The sequence below is a fragment of the Streptomyces sp. NPDC001415 genome (assembly GCF_053597395.1).
In genome coordinates this window covers 29,064-47,062 of the sequence record NZ_JBSFIE010000046.1, presented here as the reverse complement: position 1 = coordinate 47,062, position 17,999 = coordinate 29,064, and the positions used below count along the sequence as shown (strand labels likewise).

Genomic DNA, 17,999 nt, shown 5'->3' with positions numbered 1-17,999 from the left:
CTGTCATGGGGGTCCCCCCTGGCCCTTAAGGCCTTGGGGGAGTTTGAGGACGAGCGCCCTTAAGGCGCGAACGGGGTCTGGGGCGGAGCCCCAGCAGCCACGGACCGCAGCCGAACGACAACCCCCGGAGGCCACGCGGCGGAGCCGCAGAGTGTCACAGCGGGAAGGGGCGGGGTGGGGCCTCCCGGGGTCTGGGGCGGAGCCCCAAGCGTGGCCCGCTCCCCCGCCCCCGCCCGCCCGCTACCGTGCAGGGTCCATGACGCCCCGCACGAACCCGGAGGTGTAAGGATGACCCTCTCCAGACGCACCCTGCTCGCCGGCACGCTCGCGACGGGAACACTCACCTCCCCCACCCCCGCCGAACCCCGGCTCCGCACCGGCTTCGCCCGCCTGGCGGCGGACGGCTACACCGCCCTCGACGGCCAGAAGGTGGGCGTCGTCACCAACCCCACGGGCGTCACCCAGGACGTACGCCACATCGTGGACGTCATGCACGCCGACCCCCGCGTACACCTGAGCGCCGTCTTCGGCCCCGAGCACGGCTTCCGGGGAACAGCCCAGGCCGGCGGCTCCGAGGGCCGCTACGACGACCCGGCGACCGGGCTCCCCGTGTACGACACGTACACCAAGAGCGGACAGCCTCTCGCCGACATCTTCACCGCCTCCGCCGTGGACACGATCGTCTTCGACATCCAGGACGTCGGCGCGCGCTTCTACACCTACATCTGGACGCTCTACGACTGCATGGAGGCGGCCGCGCTCGCCGGCAAGCGGTTCGTGGTCCTGGACCGGCCCAACCCGGTGACCGGCCGTGCGGCGTACGGCCCCGTCCTCGACCCGGCGTTCGCCACCTTCGTGGGGCGGCAGCCGATCGCGCAGGCACACGGCATGACGGCCGCCGAGCTGGCCCGCCTCTTCAACGGCCAATTCCTGGGCGGCAAGGTGCGGTTGACCACCGTGGCCATGACGGGCTGGCGGCGATCGGCCTTCTTCGACGCCACAGCGCTCCCCTGGGTGCCGCCCAGCCCCAACATGCCCACCCCGGACACCGCTCTCGTCTACTCCGGCACCTGCCTGTTCGAGGGCACCAACCTGTCGGAGGGGCGCGGCACCACGCGGCCGTTCGAGCTGCTCGGCGCGGAGGGGATCGACGGCGAGTGGGCGGCCGCGCTCAATGAGCTCGCCCTGCCCGGCGTCCGTTTCCGCGAGGCGTACTTCGCTCCGACCTTCTCCAAGTTCCAGGGGAAGACGGTCGGAGGGGTTCAACTCCACGTCCACGAGCGGGAGTTGTTCGATCCGGTACGCACCGGGATCGCACTCCTCGTCACCGCCAAGCGGGTCTGGCGCGGCTTCGCCTGGCGTCCGGACAACTGGATCGACAAGCTCACGGGCTCGGCCCTGGTACGCACGATGATCGACGCGGGCGCCGGAGTGGACGAGGTCGTGGCCGCCTGGCAGCCGGGACTCGCGGCGTTCCGGACCGTACGCCGGAAGTACCTGATGTACGGCTGAGCCGAGGCCGCCCGGACCTCCTCATGTCACGCATATGGCCAGCTCCGCAGCGCGGCGGGACGATGGGTGGCGCTCAAAGTCGAGTGGACCGGAGGTCTGGCCATGACGGACATCGGAGTCGAGCCGTACCGGGAGATCACCTTCGACGCGGACGGCGACGCGGATCCCGCCGAGCGCACGGCCCTGACCGGCGTGGACGCCACGGATCTGGTGCTGTTCTGCCACGGCTGGAACAACACCCCGTCGGCGGCCCGGAACCTGTACCAGGCCTTCTTCGCGGCGTTCCCCGCGCTGCTCGCGGACTCACCCCAGGTGCGGCTCGGGTACGGGGGCGTGATCTGGCCGTCGATCCGCTTCACCGACGAGACCATCCCGAACTTTCCGCACACCGCGGCGGCCGCCGCCGGGCCCGGGCTCGACGACGCGACCGTAGCGGCGCTCAAGGGCTTCTTCCCCGGCCAGGACGCGACCGTCGACCGGATCGCCGCCCACCTCGCCGGGCAGCCCGACTCCGAGGAGGCGTTCAACGACTTCGGGCGGTTGACCCGCCAACTGGTGACGACGGCCGCCACGAGCGGGGCCGGGGCCGTCGGGGATCTGGCGGTGGAGGACGGCCCCGGCGCTTCGCCCGCGATCCTGACCGACGACATCCTGGCGCTGTGCCAGAAGTTCACGGCCGCGCTCGCCGACACCGGCATGGCCGTACAACCGGGGCCGCTCGGGCCCTCGTTCTCGATCGGCGGCTCGCTCAAGCACCTGTGGGACGGCGCGAAGGAGGTGCTGCGCCAGACGACCTACTACGAGATGAAGCGCCGGGCGGGCAAGGTGGGGCAGCTGGGACTCGGCCCGCTGATCGGTCAACTGGCCGGGTCACGGCCGGAGTTGCGTGTCCATCTCGTCGGGCACAGCCAGGGTGCGCGCGTGGTCGCGTTCGCACTGAAGGGGCTGCCCGCGGGCGCGCGCAATCTGAAGTCGGTGACGCTGCTCGAAGGGGCCTTCTCGCACTACGCCTTCGCCGAGCACCTGCCGGACGGCCTCGCGGGGGCGGGCGCGCTGAGCGACGCGCAGAGCCGGGTCGACGGCCCGGTCGTCTCCTGCTACTCGCATCTCGACACCGCTCTCGGCGTCATCTACCCGCTGGCCTCCGCGCTGTCCGGGGACTACGCGAGCGCGCTGCCGGGCCTCGACAAGCGGTGGTGGGCGATCGGCCACGACGGCATCCAGGCCGTCAGCCCCTGCACCACGCTGACGCTGGCCGAGGCGCTGCGCGACGGGGTGCCGGACTCGGGGTGCGTCAGCGTCGACGCGGCCGCCGTGGTGAAGGACGGCGGGCCGCCGTCGGGCGCGCACAGCGACATCTGCCACGAGGAGCTCGCCCGGGTGGTGCTGGCCGCGGGCCGCATCGTCAGGACCTGAGAGCCGGCGTCCGAACCCCGCCCGGGTGCGGGCGGGGTTCGGACACAGGTCTTGGCCCGCGGCCGTTCGCGTCCTAGCGGTGGCTGGGGAATTCGACGACCTGCTGGTACGTGGGCCGGTTCTGCCAGTTGATCGCGGACTGGGTGATGCCGCCGAGCGGACGCTGCACGATGCTGTCGGCGCACCACTGGTCGCCGGCCCCGCATCCGGCGTCGCCGGGGTAGACCTGGGCCGGGGTCTTGGCGGCGGCCTGCTTGAGCGTGCCGAGCAGGCTGTCGCGGCAGGCGGTCAGTTTGCCGTCGCCGCAGTAGGCGCGGGCCAGCGGCCCCCGCACCGGCTCACCGAGGACCGTACGCAGATCCTTGTCGGCGTAGCTCCACCAGCCGTACTGGAAGGCGGACCCGGCGTGCGAGCCGGTCGGGCCGTGCCCGGCCGAGGGTGCTTCGTCGATGCCGAGGTTGGTGGTGAGGGCCTTGTAGAGCGGGTCGCCGAGCCCGGGGCGGAACTCGGCCTCGACGAGCAGCGGCCACCAGGCGTCCATCAGGCGCACCGCGTCGGGATGGGTGTAGGTGTGCGAGCCCTGCGAGGTCTCGCGGCGCTGGCTGCCGTCGGTCTGCCAGGCCTCCAACTGCTGGACTGCCGTCACCAGTTGGGGATCGGTGACGGGTGAGCTGCGCAGCACCTTGAGGAGCTCGGGCAGGACGTCCTCGCCGCGCAGGTCGGTGACGGCGGCCTGGGCCATGGCCCGGGTGAGCGAGGAGCGGGTGACGCCGCCCTGGGCGACCAGCGCCTTCACGCGGTCGTCGAGGAGGTTGGCGCGGTGCACGGAGCCGTCGCCGAACCCGGCCGTGGAGTAGTCCTTGGCCTGCTTGTTGTTCCAGGAGACGTAGTAGTCCTGGCCGATCGACTGGGGGTGCTGGGCGGGCGGAGTGTAGGTGGCCGTGTTGTAGGCCGGGTCGAAGCCCTGCCACTCGTAGGCCCGGTCCGCCTTGACGGGCAGCGAGGGGTCGACGTTCGGGTTGCGGACCGGGTTCAGGCCGCTGTTGTAGTAGGCGGCGGTGCGGGAGTCCGCGTAGAACCAGTTGAAGGTGTAGTCGACGTGCTGTGCCGCCTCCTGGAAGGTCTTGGCGTCCTTCACGTAGGAGGGGTCGTTCATCATCTGGAAGCCGATGATCGAATCGGCGTCGTGGCGGTAAGTGGAGCGCAGCGAGGTGTAGGCCACGGGCTTGCCGCCGACGGTGGCGCGGGCGGTGACGATGCCGTAGTTGGTGCGCCACACCTGCATCCGGTAGGAGCCGGCCGCCGTGTTGTCGGCGACGGTCGGCTTCCAGGAGTTGGTCTTCTCCAGCTTCTCCATCGGGGTGCACACGCCCCGGAAGAGGTAGTGGGTGGCGTCCTGGCAGAGTTCCACGGCGTACGTGTCCATGATGTCCTGGCCCGCCGAGGTGGCCGACCAGGCGTAGTCCTGGCCGCGGCCGAGCTGGACGTACATCCCGACTCCGGCGAAGGAGGCACCCCGGGCGCTGATGCCGGGGCCCTGGATCTCCTGGAGCATCAGCAACTGTGGCGCGAAATAGCCGGTTTGGGGACCGAACACCGCTACAGGGCTGCCGCTCGCGGTGTGCGAGCCGGACACCAGGAGGGCGTTGGACATGCCGCGCGGCTTGCCGAGGTCGACGCCGGGCAGCACGCCGTTGTCGTACACGCCCTTCAACGGCTTGAGCTTCTGGGGAACTTTCACGTCCGCCTTGGCATTGGTGTTCGCCGAGCCGGTGCGGTCGTAGACGAGCTGTTCGGGGACGACCGTGCCGGGGTCGGGCATCGCGGCACCCTGGGCGTCGGCGGGCTTGCCCGCGTACGGGAAGCTGGTGCCGTCGTGGACGGTGAGCACGGACTCCGGGTCGTTGCGCTCACGGAAGGACTCCCAGACCTTGGTGCCCTCGGCCACGCCGTACTTGGCCTGCGCGGCCTGGAGCGACAGCGCGGCCTGCACCTCGCCGCCCCCGCCGCCGCCGAAGAGCCCGCCCACCACGGAGGCGAGCGCGATCAGGTCGGTGAGCTTGAAGGGCTGGATCTCCCCGACGTTCGTAATGGCGTCGATCTTGCCGGTGAGGACGTACTCGCCGGGGAAGTAGCGGCCGTCCTTGGACTTCTTGGCGTAGGCGTTGATGCCGTCGACGTACGCCTGGGCGTCCGCCATGGCCTGCTCGCCACGGGCGCCGTTGGCGGTACGGATGCGGTCGACCTGCGCCTGGAGATCGGCTTCGGTGTACGGGGCCTGCGGCCAGAACTCCTGCTCAAGTCCCTGGTTGGCGAGGGCGCCGCCCGCGAAGGAGGTGAGCTCGCCGCGCCCGATGTGGCGGAAGAGGTCCATGAGCCAGAGCCGGTCCTGCCCCGCCGCGTACCCGGCGCCGTACTCGGTCCCGTACCGCGTGGTGCCCTTGATGTGCGGCACGCCCGTCGCCTTGTCGCGGGTGATGGTGACGTCGGGGCGGGGCGAAGTCGTCGACTCGGCCTGTCCGTTGGGGACTCCGAAGGAGGCGTCGTTGAAGAAGCTGTTGAGCTTGTCGTCGGTGAGCGAGGACTGACCGGCCACCAGGGCGTCGTACTTGCCGAGCTCGTCGTCGCTGTGCGCGGGGTGGGTCCCGAACGCCTTGTTCGCGAGGATCTCGACGAGGGTGGCGTTGCCGTTGGCGCCGGGCGGCAGGATGTCGGAGCACTGCCCCTGGCAGTGGTCGCCGTCCGCGGGCTCGGCCGCACCGGCCGGGACCGCGGGGCCGAGCAGGGCGGCGGACAGGGCGATGACGGTGGCGGCGCAGGCGGCGGCTCTGCCGCGTCCGATGCCCGTCAGGAGCCGAAGCCTGCCGGGTTTCCCGGCTGTTGTGAATGCTGACGTGAATGCTGTTGTGCGTGCTGTTGTGAGCCTTGCGGTGCGTCGTCGCATGCGCGCTCCTAGTGGGGGCCGATGCGCGGGAGGCTACTTGGGGTAACACCGCACCGTAAGGTGAACATGCGTCACCTTCTCCGAATCCCCACACGCCCGCCCGACGGGCTCCGCGATCACGGCGGGCCAACGAGGCATGACCGGCGCCGACCCCGGAAGCTGTCCCTTTCGGCCTCCGTCGGCATGCGTATTCCTTCCGGGCTCCGCAGGGTTATGTGGGGCGGGCGAATTCAGGCCGTGCCGATGGTGCCCAAGTGCCCATGGGGGCCAAACCGGTTGAAGGGATTCCGGATGTGGTCACGGGTCGAATCCATTGCCCGCCTCGGCACTTCCCCGGCACCGCCACAGCCTGGCCTCTTCGGCCGTTCCAGCAGGTCGGCGGGGGAGCGGTCCATACGGGCCAGGTTCTGAGGAGTTCATGAGAATCGGATTCCAACGGTTGGGACAGGGTAGGCGAATCCCCCGTAATGGACGCCATCGGAATTTCGATGGAGCCGGATCGCCTTCGGGCACGTCCATTCCTCGACGCCGAAGTACGAGCGACGGAGGTGGCAGGGCCATGGCTGGTTTCCGCAGTCTGGCGAGACAGGTGCGCGACCCGAGGAACGACCTCGCGTTGCGGCGCTATTCGCTGCGCAAGTGTCTGGAGCGGTTCGCCCCCTACGGGCATCGGGCGACCTGGGACCATCTGTGCGGCAGGCACCGCATCGGGCCCGAGGACCGGGCACCCGATCCGGCGCGGCTGGTGGCCGCACTGGAGGAGCTGGAGGCGGCCAGGGCCGTCTGGCTCGCCTACGAAGTGGAGTTCGCGGAGCGCAGGAAGCGCGAGAAGCACGCTGGGCTGCGACGCCCGGGCTCCTTCGACGACTGGCACCGGCGCACCTGGGGCGGTTTCGGGGTGGCCTGGTGCGACGATCCGACGACACATCCCACCGAGCCGCTGGCCGAGGTGCTCGGCCGCATGATCGCGGCCCTGCGGGCCGCGCCCGGCACGGTGTGCCCGGTGTGCGGGGGGAGCCGGCTGGTGTGGAGCCAGGATCTGACCCACGAGCCGTGGTTCGGGCCGGTCTGCTCGGGCTGCGGGATTTTGGTGCCGCGCCCGGTGCTGACCTCCGAGGCGGTGGCACGGGCCAAGGCGGCACGGCGCGGAGAACTGGCATCGGTGGCGTGAGCGGCGCGGGGGCGAGCCGACTCTCCCCCGCGTTGCCAGTGGGCCTTTCGTCGTCGTCAGTGGGCCTTTCGTCGGCGGTTCGGCAGGGGAGCCCACGTTGTCAGTGCACTCTGGCACCATCGAAGACATGATCCAGGTCTGCCTCAACGGCGTACGAAGTGCGAAGGACGGTGCGGCGGTGCCGCTGTCCCCGGCCGCCCTCGCGGAGTCCGCGGCAGCGGCGGTGGCTGCCGGTGCGGCCGAGGTCCATGTCCATCCCAAGTCACCCTGCGGAAGCGATTCTCTCTCACCGCACGTGGTGGGCCCGGCACTTGAGGCGATACGGGCGGCGGTGTCGGTGCCGGTCGGGGTGACCACGGGCGCCTGGGCGGAGCCGGATCCGGCCCGCCGGGTGGAGCGCGTCCGGTCCTGGACGGTGCTGCCCGACTACGCGTCGGTCAACTGGCACGAGGACGGCGCCGACGAGGTGGCGGCCGCCCTGCTCGATCGGGGCGTCGACATCGAGGCGGGCATCTGGTCCGACACTCCCGCCGCCCACCGCTTTCTCAACTCCCCCTACTCATCAAGGGTGTTGCGCATCCTCGCCGAGGTGATCGGCACGTCCACGGAAGCCGCCGAACCGACGGCCCACGCCCTGCTCGCCGAGCTGGGCACCGCACACGGCAGGCCCATACTCCTGCACAGCCATGACGGCGGCACCTGGCCGGTGCTGCGCCTTGCACGCAGGCTGGGGCTCGACACCCGAATAGGCCTGGAGGACGTACTGGTCCTCCCGGACGGCGAACGGGCCGAGTCCAACGCCCAGTTGGTGCGGGCGGCGCTGGACTGTTCGTAAGGGGGGCAGGCCGGTCAGCCGGTGCGCTCAGCCCTTGCGCTCGGCGAGCAGCCGGGAGCCGGTCAGGCTGTCGCCGAAGACATCGTCCGGGTTGGACAGCACGCAGTTGTCCAGGGACAGACAGCCGCAGCCGATGCAGTCCGTGAGGTGATCGCGCAGGCGGCCCAACTGCGCGATGCGCCGGTCGAGTTCGGCGCGCCAGTTCTCGGACAGGCGGGCCCAGTCCTCTTTCGTCGGGGTGCGCTCCTCGGGGAGTTCGGCCAGGGCGTCCCGGATCGTGGCCAGCGGGATGCCGACGCGCTGCGCGGCCCGGATGAAGGCGACGCGGCGCAGGGTGTCCCGGCAGTAGCGGCGCTGGTTGCCGGAGGTCCGGCGGCTGGTGATCAGGCCCTTGGACTCGTAGAAGTGCAGGGCGGACACGGCGGCCCCGCTGCGCGCGGACAGCTGCCCGACCGTGAGCTCGTGGATCTTCTCTGGAATCTGCGGCACCCCTCGAACCCTACTGGCCCGCACCAGGGCACCGCCCAGGTCCCCGGGCTCCGGGGAGGGGGGCTCCGGGGAGGCGGGAGGGGCGGGGCCGCGGCCCGGGTCTCCGCCTCCGCACGTCGTTGACAGGACCGGCGGCCCCAACCATGCTGAGCTAGCTGAGCAAGCGCTTGTACATCGCTTGCGCATGCGCTTTTTCATGACTGCGAGAGCGTCGCGAGAGGCAGGGACCAGGGACATGGCAGAGCCGAGGATCTTCACATCCGCCGAGGAGCTGAAGGCCGGTGTGGGCGAGCAGCTCGGGCACAGCGACTGGCTGGAGATCGACCAGAAGCGGATCGACCTGTTCGCCGACGCCACCGGCGACCACCAGTGGATCCACGTCGACCCGGAGCGGGCCGCGGCCGGCCCCTTCGGGACGACCATCGCGCACGGCTATCTCACCCTTTCGCTGCTGCCGACGCTGGTCCCGCAGGTGCTGCGCGTCGAGGGCATGAAGATGGGCATCAACTACGGCACCAACAAGGTCCGCTTCCCCGCCCCCGTCCCGGTCGGCTCGCGGCTGCGTGCCACGGCCGTCCTCACGGAGGTCGTGGAGGCGGGCGGCGGCGTGCAGGTGACGGCCAAGGTCACCGTCGAGCGCGAGGGCGGCGACAAGCCGGTGTGCGTGGCGGAGTCGGTCTCGCGCTACTTCTTCTGAGCCCGGCCGGCACGCGAGCCCGGCCGGACTTTCGAACCCGGCCGGGCTTCTGGACCCAGCCGGTCGTCCGAGCCCGGCGAATCCTTCCGAGCCCCGTAGCCCCCCGAGTCCGGCCGGGCTTTCGAACCCGGCCGGGACGGGGCCCGCTACTTCTGGACCCCCACCATCCGCAGAACGAGGTCGGCGTACAGCGCGCCGACCTCGTCGGGGGTGCGGCGGCCTTCGGTGTTGAACCAGCGGGCCACGTCGATGCAGAGCGACAGCACGGCGAGCGTGGTGCCCGGCACGTCCGGCACGTCGAACTCCCCCGCCGCCACGCCCTCGTTGAGGATGCGGCGCACCGCGGCGTCGCTCCGCCTGCGCAGTCCCACGATCTCGGTACGGTGCTCGGCGCCGAGCGCGTCGAGTTCGTACTGGACCACGCGGGCCGTCATGTGGTGCCCCGCGTGCCAGCGTACGAAGGAGCGCACCGCCGCGGAGAGCCGCTCGGCGGCGCTGCCTTCACCCTCGGCCGCGGACTGGAGGATCTCCAGGGCCTTGTCGTGGCCGATCCGGCTGATCCGGTGGAGCAGCTCTTCCTTGGTCTTGTAGTGGATGTAGAGCGCGGCCGGGCTCATGCCGGCCCGGCCCGCGATGTCCCGGGTGGTGGTGGCGTGGTAGCCGCGCTCGGCGAAGGCCTCGACGGCGGCGACGAGCAGCCTCCTGGCAGCCTCGGGCGTGACCTCGCCCCACGGCTTCTCCTCGCCGCCGGCCGTCTCCTCAGTCACGTCAGCCGTGCCCATCGCTCGCCCCTTCCGTCCGTCCGCACTTCCGTTCAGCGGGACGAACACCATACCCCGAGGGTGAGCAAGCGCTTAGGGCCTGTCCGGCGGATCTGGTCGCCGTCGCGCTCGGACGCAGGCCCGGACGGGGTTCAGACACAGGCTCTAAAGCTTCTGGAACGGGTCGTGTTCGGCCATGAGCTTCTCCAGGCGGGCCTGGTCCACGCGGCTGACGATCTGGCCGGCCTCCTGCCGGTCCCTGATCACCTTGGCCAGGGTGAAGGCGGACGTGACGAGGTAGAGGACCGCGATGCCGAGGAAGGCCCGCACCCAGGCGTCCGCCTGGAGGCGGAGGATGCCGATCGCGGTGGCGACGAGCGCGATCGAGAAGGCGGCGACGGCCTGCCCGTAGTACGCCGCGGTGTTCTGCTGCTTGACCGGTGTCTCACTCATGGCGCACAGCATGGAGCGGATGTGGCGCGCACCACATCCGCTCTCGTACTCAGTACGTACTCAGACAGCCAGGGGCTCAGAAGGCCGAAACCCCGGTCTCCGCGCGGCCGATGATCAGTTTCTGGATCTGGCTCGTGCCCTCGTACAGGGTCATCACGCGGGCGTCGCGCAGCAGCTTTCCGACCGGGTACTCGTCGATGTAGCCGTAGCCGCCGAAGACCTGGAGGGCGTTGTTGGCGGAGCGCACCGCCGCCTCGGAGGCGAACAGCTTCGCCTTGGACGCGGCGGTCGCGAACTCCTCGCCCCGGTCGATCAGGTCGGCGACCCGCCAGGTCAGCAGCCGGGCGGCGTCCACGTCCACCGAGATGTCGCTGATCAGCTCCTGCACGAGCTGGTAGTGGGCGATCGACTTGCCGAACTGCTCGCGTTCACCCGCGTACTTGACGGCCGCATCGAGGGCCGCCTGCGCGATGCCTACGCAGCCGGCCGCGACCGACATCCGCCCCTTGGCGAGCGCCGACATCGCTATGGAGAAGCCCTTGCCCTCGGGGCCGAGCAGCGCGTCGGCCGGGACCCGTACGTCGTCGAGCACCAGCTCGGCCGTGGCCTGGCCGCGCAGGCCGAGCTTGCCGTGGACGGTGCGGCGGGTCAGGCCAGGGGTGTCGGTGGGGACCAGGAAGGCGGAGATGCCACGGTGGCCCGGGGTGTCGTTGGTGCGGGCGAAGAGCAGCACCACATCGGCCCAGGTGCCGTTGGTGATGAACATTTTCGCGCCGTTGATCACGTAGTCGCCGCAAGTATCGTCCCGGACGGCCTTCGTGGTGAGGTTCCCCGCGTCCGAGCCCGTGCCCGGCTCGGTGAGCCCGAAGCAGCCGATCGCGTCGCCGGAGGTGAGCCGGGGCAGCCAGGCGCGCTTCTGCTCCTCGCCGCCCCAGGACGCGATCGTCTTGGCAACCAGGCCGAGCGAGACCGAGACGATGCCGCGGACCGAGGAGTCGCCGCGGCCGAGCTCCTCGGTGACCAGGCAGTAGGCGAGGTGGTCGCCGCCCGAGCCGCCGTACTCCTCGTCGATCGTGAGCCCGAGGAAGCCGAGGGCACCGAGTTTCTTCACGATCGACTTGTCGACGCTCTCGGAGCGGTCCCACTCGACGACGTGCGGGGTGATCTCGCGGCCGACGAATTCCTCGGCTAGCTGCCGGACGGCGGCCTGCTCCTCGCTCAGCTCCAGGTTCATTTTTCCCCTGCACCCCAGATTTAATTACCACTGCTAGTTTTTGGTTGGCAGGCCCTACTATGTGCCGCATGGCCCGACCGCGCAAGCCCCTCCTGAGCACCGACCGCATCGTCACCGCGGCGAGCGCGCTCGTGGACGCGGAGGGCCTGGCGGCCGTGTCGACCCGCCGTCTCGCCGCCGAGCTGGGGGTCAGCGGGCCCTCGCTCTACAACCACTTCCGCACCAAGGACGAGATCCTGGAGGCCGTCGCGGACGCCACCTCCGCGCAGGTCGACCTGTCGATGTTCGACGCGGACGACGACCGGGACTGGCGTACGTCCCTGCACGACTGGGCGCTCGCCTACCGCGCGGTCCTCACCCGCCACCCCAACATCGTTCCGGTCCTCGCCCAGGGGCCCGGCCGGCGCCCGGCGGGGCTGCGGCTCGCGGACGCGGTGTTCGGCGCGATGGTCGCGGCGGGCTGGCCGCCCGCCCAGGCGACCCGGATCGGCGCGCTGATGCGGTACTTCATCATGGGCTCGGCGCTGGGCTCCTTCGCCCGCGGCTTCGTGGACGACGAGGCGGCGTACGACCCGGCCGACTACCCGCACCTGGGCCAGGCGCACCTGCTCGCCGAGCGGCAGGAGAAGATCGACGAGGGCGCCTTCGAAACGGGCCTCCAGGCGCTGCTCGACGGGCTCTCGATCCAGTACGGGGCGCTGCCTCCCGAAGTCCCGCTCCCCTCCTGACCATTCGGGAGGTCCGAGCCCCCGCGCGAAAACTCGGTCGGAGCCGGGCCGCCCCTCGCCTACTGTGCATGACCATGACGAACCTCTCCCCCGAGCGCCGCTCCGCTCGGCTCGCCCTGGCCGCGGTCGCGGTCTCCGTCGTGCTGTGGGCCTCGGCCTTCGTGTCGATCCGGAGCGCGGGCGAGGCCTACTCCCCCGGCGCGCTCGCCCTCGGCCGCCTGCTCGCCGGGGCGCTCGTACTCGGCGTCTTCCTGCTCGTACGCCGCGAAGGGCTGCCGCCGCGCGCCGCCTGGCCGGGCATCCTGGCGTCCGGTTTTCTGTGGTTCGCCTGCTACATGGTGGCCCTCAACTGGGGCGAGCGGCAGGTGGACGCCGGTACCGCCGCGATGATCGTGAACATCGGGCCCATCCTCATGGCCCTGCTCGCCTCGCGCTTCCTCGGCGAGGCGCTGCCGCCGCGGCTGATCGCCGGGATGGCCGTCTCGTTCGCGGGCGCGATCGCGGTGGGGCTCTCGATGTCGGGCGACGGGCACGCCTCGGTGCTCGGCGTGGTGCTGTGCCTGCTCGCGGCGGCGACCTACGCGGCCGGCGTCGTCCTGCAGAAGCCGGCCCTGCGGCACGGCAGCCCGCTCCAAGTCACCTTCTTCAGCTGCCTGGTGGGGGCGGTGGCCTGCCTGCCGTTCGGCGGGCAGCTGATCTCGGACGCCTCGCACGCGCCGCTCCCAGCCACGCTCAACATGGTCTACCTGGGCGTGTTCCCGACCGCGCTCGCCTTCACGACCTGGGCGTTCGCACTGGCCCGTACGTCCGCGAGCCGCATGGGCGCGACGACGTACGTGGTACCTGCGATGGTCGTGCTCATGTCCTGGGCGGTGCTCGACGAGGTGCCGGCCGCGCTCACGCTGGTCGGCGGCGCGATCTGCCTCGCGGGGGTGGCCGTCTCGCGGTCCCGGCCACGGGCCGCCGGGGGCGGGGTCACTGTGGCGTCCGGGCCCACTTCCTCGGCCGAGGGTGAGCTGTCCGGGCCCACGCCCGAGGATGCGGGCGAGCCCAACCCTGGTGAGCGGGTCAACTGATCGCTCCCGCACGCCAGTTGGCCGGGTGCGGGCCGTCCGTGGCTGGTCGCGCAGTTCCCCGCGCCCCTATCAGTACTGGGGAACCCAGCTCCCGGGAGCGGGCCAACTGACAGCTTCCGCCGGTTCGTTGTCGACAGCGGGCCGCGCTGGGCTGGTCACAGCCCCGCGCCCCTGTCGGCACTGGGGCGCGAGGCCCGCCCAGAAGGCGGCCAGCACGCTTCACGAGGCCGCTGGGCCAGCCCTGCCAGGGGCGCGGGGAACTGCGCGACCAGCCCCCACCGGCCCGCGATGAAACACACCCACTCCCGCGGAGCGCCTCGCAGATCTAGAACACCACCAGCGCCCGACCCCCCTTCCCCGCCAGCATGTTGTCGAAGGCCGCCGGGATGCCGTCCAGGGCGATGCGTTCGGACACCAGCGCGTTGAGGTCCAGGCGGCCGGTGCGGATGTGGTCGGCCAGGACCGGGACGTCGGTCGCCGGGTCGGAGTTGCCGTACACGCAGCCCGCGAGCGTGCGGCCCCAGTGGAAGATCTCCAGCGCGTTGAAGGTGACCTGCTGGTCCTTGCCGCCGATGCCGACGACGGTGGTGCGGCCGCCGCGCCGGGTCGACTCCCAGGCGGTACGGATGGTCACGGCGCGGCCGACGCACTCGACGGCCACATCCGTGCCCTGACCGCCCGTGAGCTTGCGGATGTCCTTGGCCGTGGTCTCCGAGGCGATGACGAAGTCGGTCGCGCCGGCCTGGCGTGCCAGCTCCTCCTTGTCCGGGGAGACGTCGACGGCGATGATCCGCGCGGCGCCCGCGATCCGGGCCGACTGGAGGGTGGCCAGGCCCACGCCGCCCGCGCCGAACACCGCGACGGTCTCGCCCGCCCGCACCTTCGCAGAGTGGTGGATCGCCCCGTACCCGGTGAGGACCGCGCAGCCGAGCAGCGCCGCCTCGGTGAGCGGGATGCCCTCGGGGAGCGGGATCAGGCAGTTCTCGGCGACGACGGTCTCCTCGGCGAACGCGGCGACGTTCAGGCCCGGGTGCAGCTCGGTGCCGTCGGCGGTGCGCGCGTACACGGAGGCCGCGCCGTTGAGCGCGTTGACGCACAGCCACACCTCGCCGAGCGAGCAGGGGTGACAACTCCCGCAGGACGGTGCCCAGTTGAGGACGACCTCGTCACCGGGGGCCACCGACGCGACCCCCTCGCCGACGGAGACGACGGTGCCCGCGCCCTCGTGGCCGAGGACCGCCGGGACCGGGACCCGCATGGTGCCGTTGGTGAGCGAGAGGTCGGAGTGGCAGACCCCGGCGGCGGCCAGGCGGACCCGTACCTGGCCGGGGCCCGGCTCGGGCAGGTCGATGTCGGTGATCTCCAGCGGAGAGCCGACGGCGGGCAGTACGGCGGCGCGAACCATGACGGGCGTTACTCCTGAACGATCGGAAGGACGAGGGGAAGAACGAGGGGAAGAGCGGCGGGAAGAAGAGAACCGCTGCGGACGCGGGCTCGGAAGCCGGCCCAGAAGCGGGCTCAGAACTGGAGCGACTTCGTCTGGAGGTACTCGGTCAGGCCGTGCACGCCGAGTTCGCGGCCCACGCCCGACTGCTTGTAACCCCCGAAGGGGGCAAGGGGGTTGAAGCGGCCGCCGTTGATGTCCACCTGGCCGGTGTCCATGCGGCGCGCGAAGGCCACGGCCTCCGCCTCGTCACCCGCCCAGACCGCGCCCGCCAGGCCGTACACGGTGCCGTTGGCGATCCGCAGGGCGTCGTCCTCGTCCACGTACTTGATGATCGAGACGACCGGGCCGAAGATCTCCTCCTGGGCGACGGTCATCTCGGGGGTGACGTCCGCGAAGATCGTCGGCGTGACGTAGTAGCCCTGCTCCAGGGGTGCTTCGGGGCCGCCCGCGACGATGCGCGCGCCCTCCTGCACGCCCTTCTCGATGTAGCCGCGCACGCGCGCCAGTTGCTTGGCGTTGACGAGCGGGCCGACGCGGTCGCCCACGGTGTACTTGGCGGCGGCGGCCGAGGCCAGCTCGACCGCCTCGTCGTACTGGTCGGCGTGGACCAGCATCCGTGTCCAGGCGCTGCACGTCTGGCCGGAGTTGCCCATCACGTTGGCCACTCCGACGCCCACGGCCTTGGCGAGGTCGGCGGAGGGCAGGATGACGTTGGCGGACTTGCCGCCCAGCTCCAGGGCGACGCGCTTGACTGCGGCGCCCGCCGTGGCGCCGATCGTCTTTCCGACGGCCGTCGAGCCGGTGAAGGAGACCAGGTCGACTCCTTCGTGCTCGGCGAGCGCCTGGCCCGCGACCGGGCCGAGGCCGGTGACCAGGTTGAACACACCGGCGGGCAGGCCGGCTTCGTGCACCGCCTCGGCGAAGAGCTGCGCGGTCAGGGGCGTGTCCTCGGCGGGCTTGAGGACGACCGTGCAGCCCGCCGCCAGCGCGGGAGCCACCTTGTTGACGATCTGGTGCAGCGGATAGTTCCAGGGCGTGATCGCGCCCACGACCCCGACCGGCTCCTGGTAGACCGTGGAGTTCCCGATCTTCTCCTCGAAGGCGTACGTGGCGGCCAGTTCGGCGTACGACCCGGCGACGGCGATCGGCAGGCCCGTGTGCACGGCCTGCGCGAAGGCCGGCGGTGCGCCCAGTTCCGCGCTGATGGTCGCGGCGATCTCGTCCTTGCGGGCGACCAGGCGGTCCCGCAGCGCCGCGAGCCCGGCCGCGCGCTCGGCCGGCGGGGTAGCGGCCCAGGCCGGGAGTGCCGCGCGGGCGGCGTGTACCGCGCTGTCGACGTCCTCGGCCGTGCCCGCCGGGACATGGGCGATGACCTGCTCGTCGACCGGGTTCACCACCGCGATGGCGTCCTGGCCGGCGGCAGCTCGCCACTCGCCGCCGATGTACATCCCGTCGTGGGCGTTCATGTCATTCCTCCCGAGCCGAGGCAGTGTCGTACGCCGCTCAAACTAGCGCCGTTAGTTTTTGGGCGCCAGGGGCGCCCGGCGCGACCGGTGGCCCGGGCGCCCGTGGCGGTCACCGCCGCCATCCTCCTGGTCCCGGGCAACACCGCGCCAGGCACCCCCTTCGGCCACGACGGCCCCGCCCACCACGAACGCCGGTGCGGCACGCAGAACGTGCCGCACCGGCGGAGTCGGCCGAAAGGGAGCCGAAAGGGAGGGGTCAGATGATGCCGAACAGGATGCCCGACCCGAGGACCACCAGGCAGGTGAGCGCCGCCCACTTCACGGTGAACCGGGTGTGGTCGCCGAACTCGACCTTGGCCATGCCGACCAGGACGTACACCGCGGGAACGAGCGGGCTCGACATGTGCAGGGCCTGGCCGACGAGCGAGGCACGGGCGATCTCAAGCGGGGAGACCCCGTGCGCGGCGCCGGCCTCGGCGAGGACGGGCAGGACGCCGAAGTAGAAGCCGTCGTTCGACATGAAGTAGGTGAGCGGCAGGCTGAGCAGCCCGGTGACCAGGCCCATCTGCGAGCCCATGCTGTCCGGCACCACGCCGACCAGCCAGTCGGCCATGTGCTTGACCATGCCGGTGCCGTTGAGTACGCCCGTGAAGACGGCGGCCGCGAAGACCATGCCGGAGACGTTGACGACATTGTCGGCGTGGGCGGCGATACGGGCCTTCTGGTCCGGGATGCGCGGGAAGTTCACGGTCAGCGCGAGGGCCGCGCCGATCAGGAAGAGGACCGGGATCGGCAGCCACTCCATGATCATGGAGGTGAGCAGCGCGACGGTGAGCAGCGCGTTGAACCAGTACAGCTTGGGCCGCAGGGTCTCCCGGGCGGAGTCGAGCCCCTGGAAGTCGTCGCCGTCGGGGGCGTCCGTCCCGGCGCCGCCGCCACTCGCCTTGCTCGCAGCGTCGACCGAGCCCGAGCCGGAGCCCGACTCCGCGCCACCGGCCCCGACCAGGACGGTCTCCGACTCCGGCTCCAGGACCTTGTCGAGGGACAGGTAGCCGACGCGCCCCCGCTCGCGCATGCCGAGCACGTACGACAGGACGAAGACGGCGACCAGGCCGACCGCGAGGGCGGGGATCATCGGCACGAAGATGTCGGAGGCGTCCAGCTTGAGCGCGGTCGCGGCGCGGGCGGTCGGGCCGCCCCAGGGGAGCGTGTTCATGACGCCGTTGGCGGTGGCCGCGACGCCCGTCATCACGACGAGGCTCATGCCGAGCCGCTTGTAGAGCGGGTACATCGCCGAGACGGTGATCATGAAGGTGGTGGAGCCGTCGCCGTCGAGCGAGACGATCGCGGCGAGCACCGCGGTGCCGACGACCACGCGCATCGGGTCTGCTTTGCAGAAGCGCAGGATGCCCCGCACGATCGGGTCGAAGAGGCCCACGTCGATCATCACGCCGAAGTAGATGATCGCGAACATGAGCATCGCGGCGGTCGGCGCGAGCGAGCCGACGCCCTTGATGACGTAGTCGCCGAGATGGGCTCCCTTGCCGACGAAGACGCAGAAGAGAGCGGGGATCAGAACCAGCGCCGCGATCGGCGACATCTTCTTCAGCATGATCAGGACCAGGAAGGTCGCGATCATGCCGAAGCCGAGGATGGTCAGCATGGAGGACACCTAACGTTCACCCTTGAACTCCCACCAGGGGCTGGCGGTGCGGATGACGTTAGGTCGCCGTTTCAATCCTTAACAAGATGTTGACACCTGAGCAATAC

At 71.0% G+C, this 17,999-nt stretch carries 15 protein-coding genes; 7 read left to right on the top strand and 8 right to left on the bottom strand.

Annotated elements, in window-relative coordinates:
• The first annotated feature begins 288 nt into the window (after nucleotides 1-288).
• Nucleotides 289-1,512 (top strand): exo-beta-N-acetylmuramidase NamZ family protein, encoded by a 1,224-nt coding sequence (locus ACWC2B_RS34900; protein ID WP_450723826.1) that lies wholly within the window; start codon nucleotides 289-291, stop codon nucleotides 1,510-1,512.
• A 102-nt stretch (nucleotides 1,513-1,614) separates the two neighbouring features.
• Nucleotides 1,615-2,928, top strand: a complete 1,314-nt coding sequence (locus ACWC2B_RS34895) for a serine-threonine protein kinase (protein WP_450723824.1) — start codon at nucleotides 1,615-1,617, stop codon at nucleotides 2,926-2,928.
• 73 nt (nucleotides 2,929-3,001) lie between these two features.
• Here the strand turns inward: ACWC2B_RS34895 and ACWC2B_RS34890 are convergent, their stop codons facing one another.
• Complete coding sequence (locus tag ACWC2B_RS34890) at nucleotides 3,002-5,872, bottom strand: penicillin acylase family protein (RefSeq protein ID WP_450723822.1); 2,871 nt, start codon at nucleotides 5,870-5,872, stop codon at nucleotides 3,002-3,004.
• 559 nt (nucleotides 5,873-6,431) lie between these two features.
• Between ACWC2B_RS34890 and ACWC2B_RS34885 the strand changes: the two genes are divergently transcribed.
• Nucleotides 6,432-7,043 (top strand): hypothetical protein, encoded by a 612-nt coding sequence (locus ACWC2B_RS34885; protein ID WP_450723820.1) that lies wholly within the window; start codon nucleotides 6,432-6,434, stop codon nucleotides 7,041-7,043.
• A 127-nt stretch (nucleotides 7,044-7,170) separates the two neighbouring features.
• Nucleotides 7,171-7,878, top strand: a complete 708-nt coding sequence (locus tag ACWC2B_RS34880; protein ID WP_450723818.1) for a 3-keto-5-aminohexanoate cleavage protein — start codon at nucleotides 7,171-7,173, stop codon at nucleotides 7,876-7,878.
• A 27-nt stretch (nucleotides 7,879-7,905) separates the two neighbouring features.
• Here the strand turns inward: ACWC2B_RS34880 and soxR are convergent, their stop codons facing one another.
• Nucleotides 7,906-8,367: a redox-sensitive transcriptional activator SoxR gene (gene soxR, locus ACWC2B_RS34875; RefSeq protein WP_450723816.1), complete on the bottom strand. Its 462-nt coding sequence runs from the start codon at nucleotides 8,365-8,367 to the stop codon at nucleotides 7,906-7,908.
• 235 nt (nucleotides 8,368-8,602) lie between these two features.
• On the opposite strand from soxR, the gene ACWC2B_RS34870 reads away from it, so the two are divergent.
• Nucleotides 8,603-9,064, top strand: coding sequence for a MaoC family dehydratase (locus ACWC2B_RS34870; protein ID WP_450723814.1), 462 nt, complete (start codon nucleotides 8,603-8,605; stop codon nucleotides 9,062-9,064).
• A gap of 146 nt (nucleotides 9,065-9,210) precedes the next feature.
• Here ACWC2B_RS34870 and ACWC2B_RS34865 read toward each other — a convergent pair whose 3' ends face one another.
• The 3 genes from ACWC2B_RS34865 to ACWC2B_RS34855 all read right to left on the bottom strand — a co-directional run bounded on the left by ACWC2B_RS34865 (nucleotide 9,211) and on the right by ACWC2B_RS34855 (nucleotide 11,512).
• Nucleotides 9,211-9,846 carry a TetR/AcrR family transcriptional regulator gene (locus ACWC2B_RS34865; protein WP_450723811.1) on the bottom strand — a complete coding sequence of 212 codons (636 nt, stop codon included), beginning with the start codon at nucleotides 9,844-9,846 and terminating at the stop codon, nucleotides 9,211-9,213.
• A 144-nt stretch (nucleotides 9,847-9,990) separates the two neighbouring features.
• Nucleotides 9,991-10,278, bottom strand: a complete 288-nt coding sequence (locus ACWC2B_RS34860; RefSeq protein ID WP_450723809.1) for a YiaA/YiaB family inner membrane protein — start codon at nucleotides 10,276-10,278, stop codon at nucleotides 9,991-9,993.
• A gap of 76 nt (nucleotides 10,279-10,354) precedes the next feature.
• Nucleotides 10,355-11,512, bottom strand: a complete 1,158-nt coding sequence (locus tag ACWC2B_RS34855) for an acyl-CoA dehydrogenase family protein (RefSeq protein WP_450723807.1) — start codon at nucleotides 11,510-11,512, stop codon at nucleotides 10,355-10,357.
• A gap of 59 nt (nucleotides 11,513-11,571) precedes the next feature.
• Between ACWC2B_RS34855 and ACWC2B_RS34850 the strand changes: the two genes are divergently transcribed.
• A complete protein-coding gene (locus tag ACWC2B_RS34850; RefSeq protein WP_450723828.1) occupies nucleotides 11,572-12,240 on the top strand; it encodes a TetR/AcrR family transcriptional regulator in 669 nt (222 codons plus the stop codon).
• 68 nt (nucleotides 12,241-12,308) lie between these two features.
• Entirely contained in the window at nucleotides 12,309-13,316 is a 1,008-nt protein-coding gene (locus ACWC2B_RS34845) for a DMT family transporter (RefSeq protein WP_450723805.1), read from the top strand.
• Nucleotides 13,317-13,641: 325 nt separating this feature from the next.
• Here the strand turns inward: ACWC2B_RS34845 and ACWC2B_RS34840 are convergent, their stop codons facing one another.
• From ACWC2B_RS34840 to ACWC2B_RS34830, 3 genes are all read right to left on the bottom strand, one after another.
• A complete protein-coding gene (locus ACWC2B_RS34840; RefSeq protein ID WP_450723803.1) occupies nucleotides 13,642-14,721 on the bottom strand; it encodes a Zn-dependent alcohol dehydrogenase in 1,080 nt (359 codons plus the stop codon).
• A gap of 113 nt (nucleotides 14,722-14,834) precedes the next feature.
• Nucleotides 14,835-16,229, bottom strand: coding sequence for an aldehyde dehydrogenase family protein (locus tag ACWC2B_RS34835; protein ID WP_450723801.1), 1,395 nt, complete (start codon nucleotides 16,227-16,229; stop codon nucleotides 14,835-14,837).
• 256 nt (nucleotides 16,230-16,485) lie between these two features.
• Nucleotides 16,486-17,892: a CitMHS family transporter gene (locus tag ACWC2B_RS34830; RefSeq protein ID WP_450723799.1), complete on the bottom strand. Its 1,407-nt coding sequence runs from the start codon at nucleotides 17,890-17,892 to the stop codon at nucleotides 16,486-16,488.
• Nucleotides 17,893-17,999: the final 107 nt, after the last annotated feature.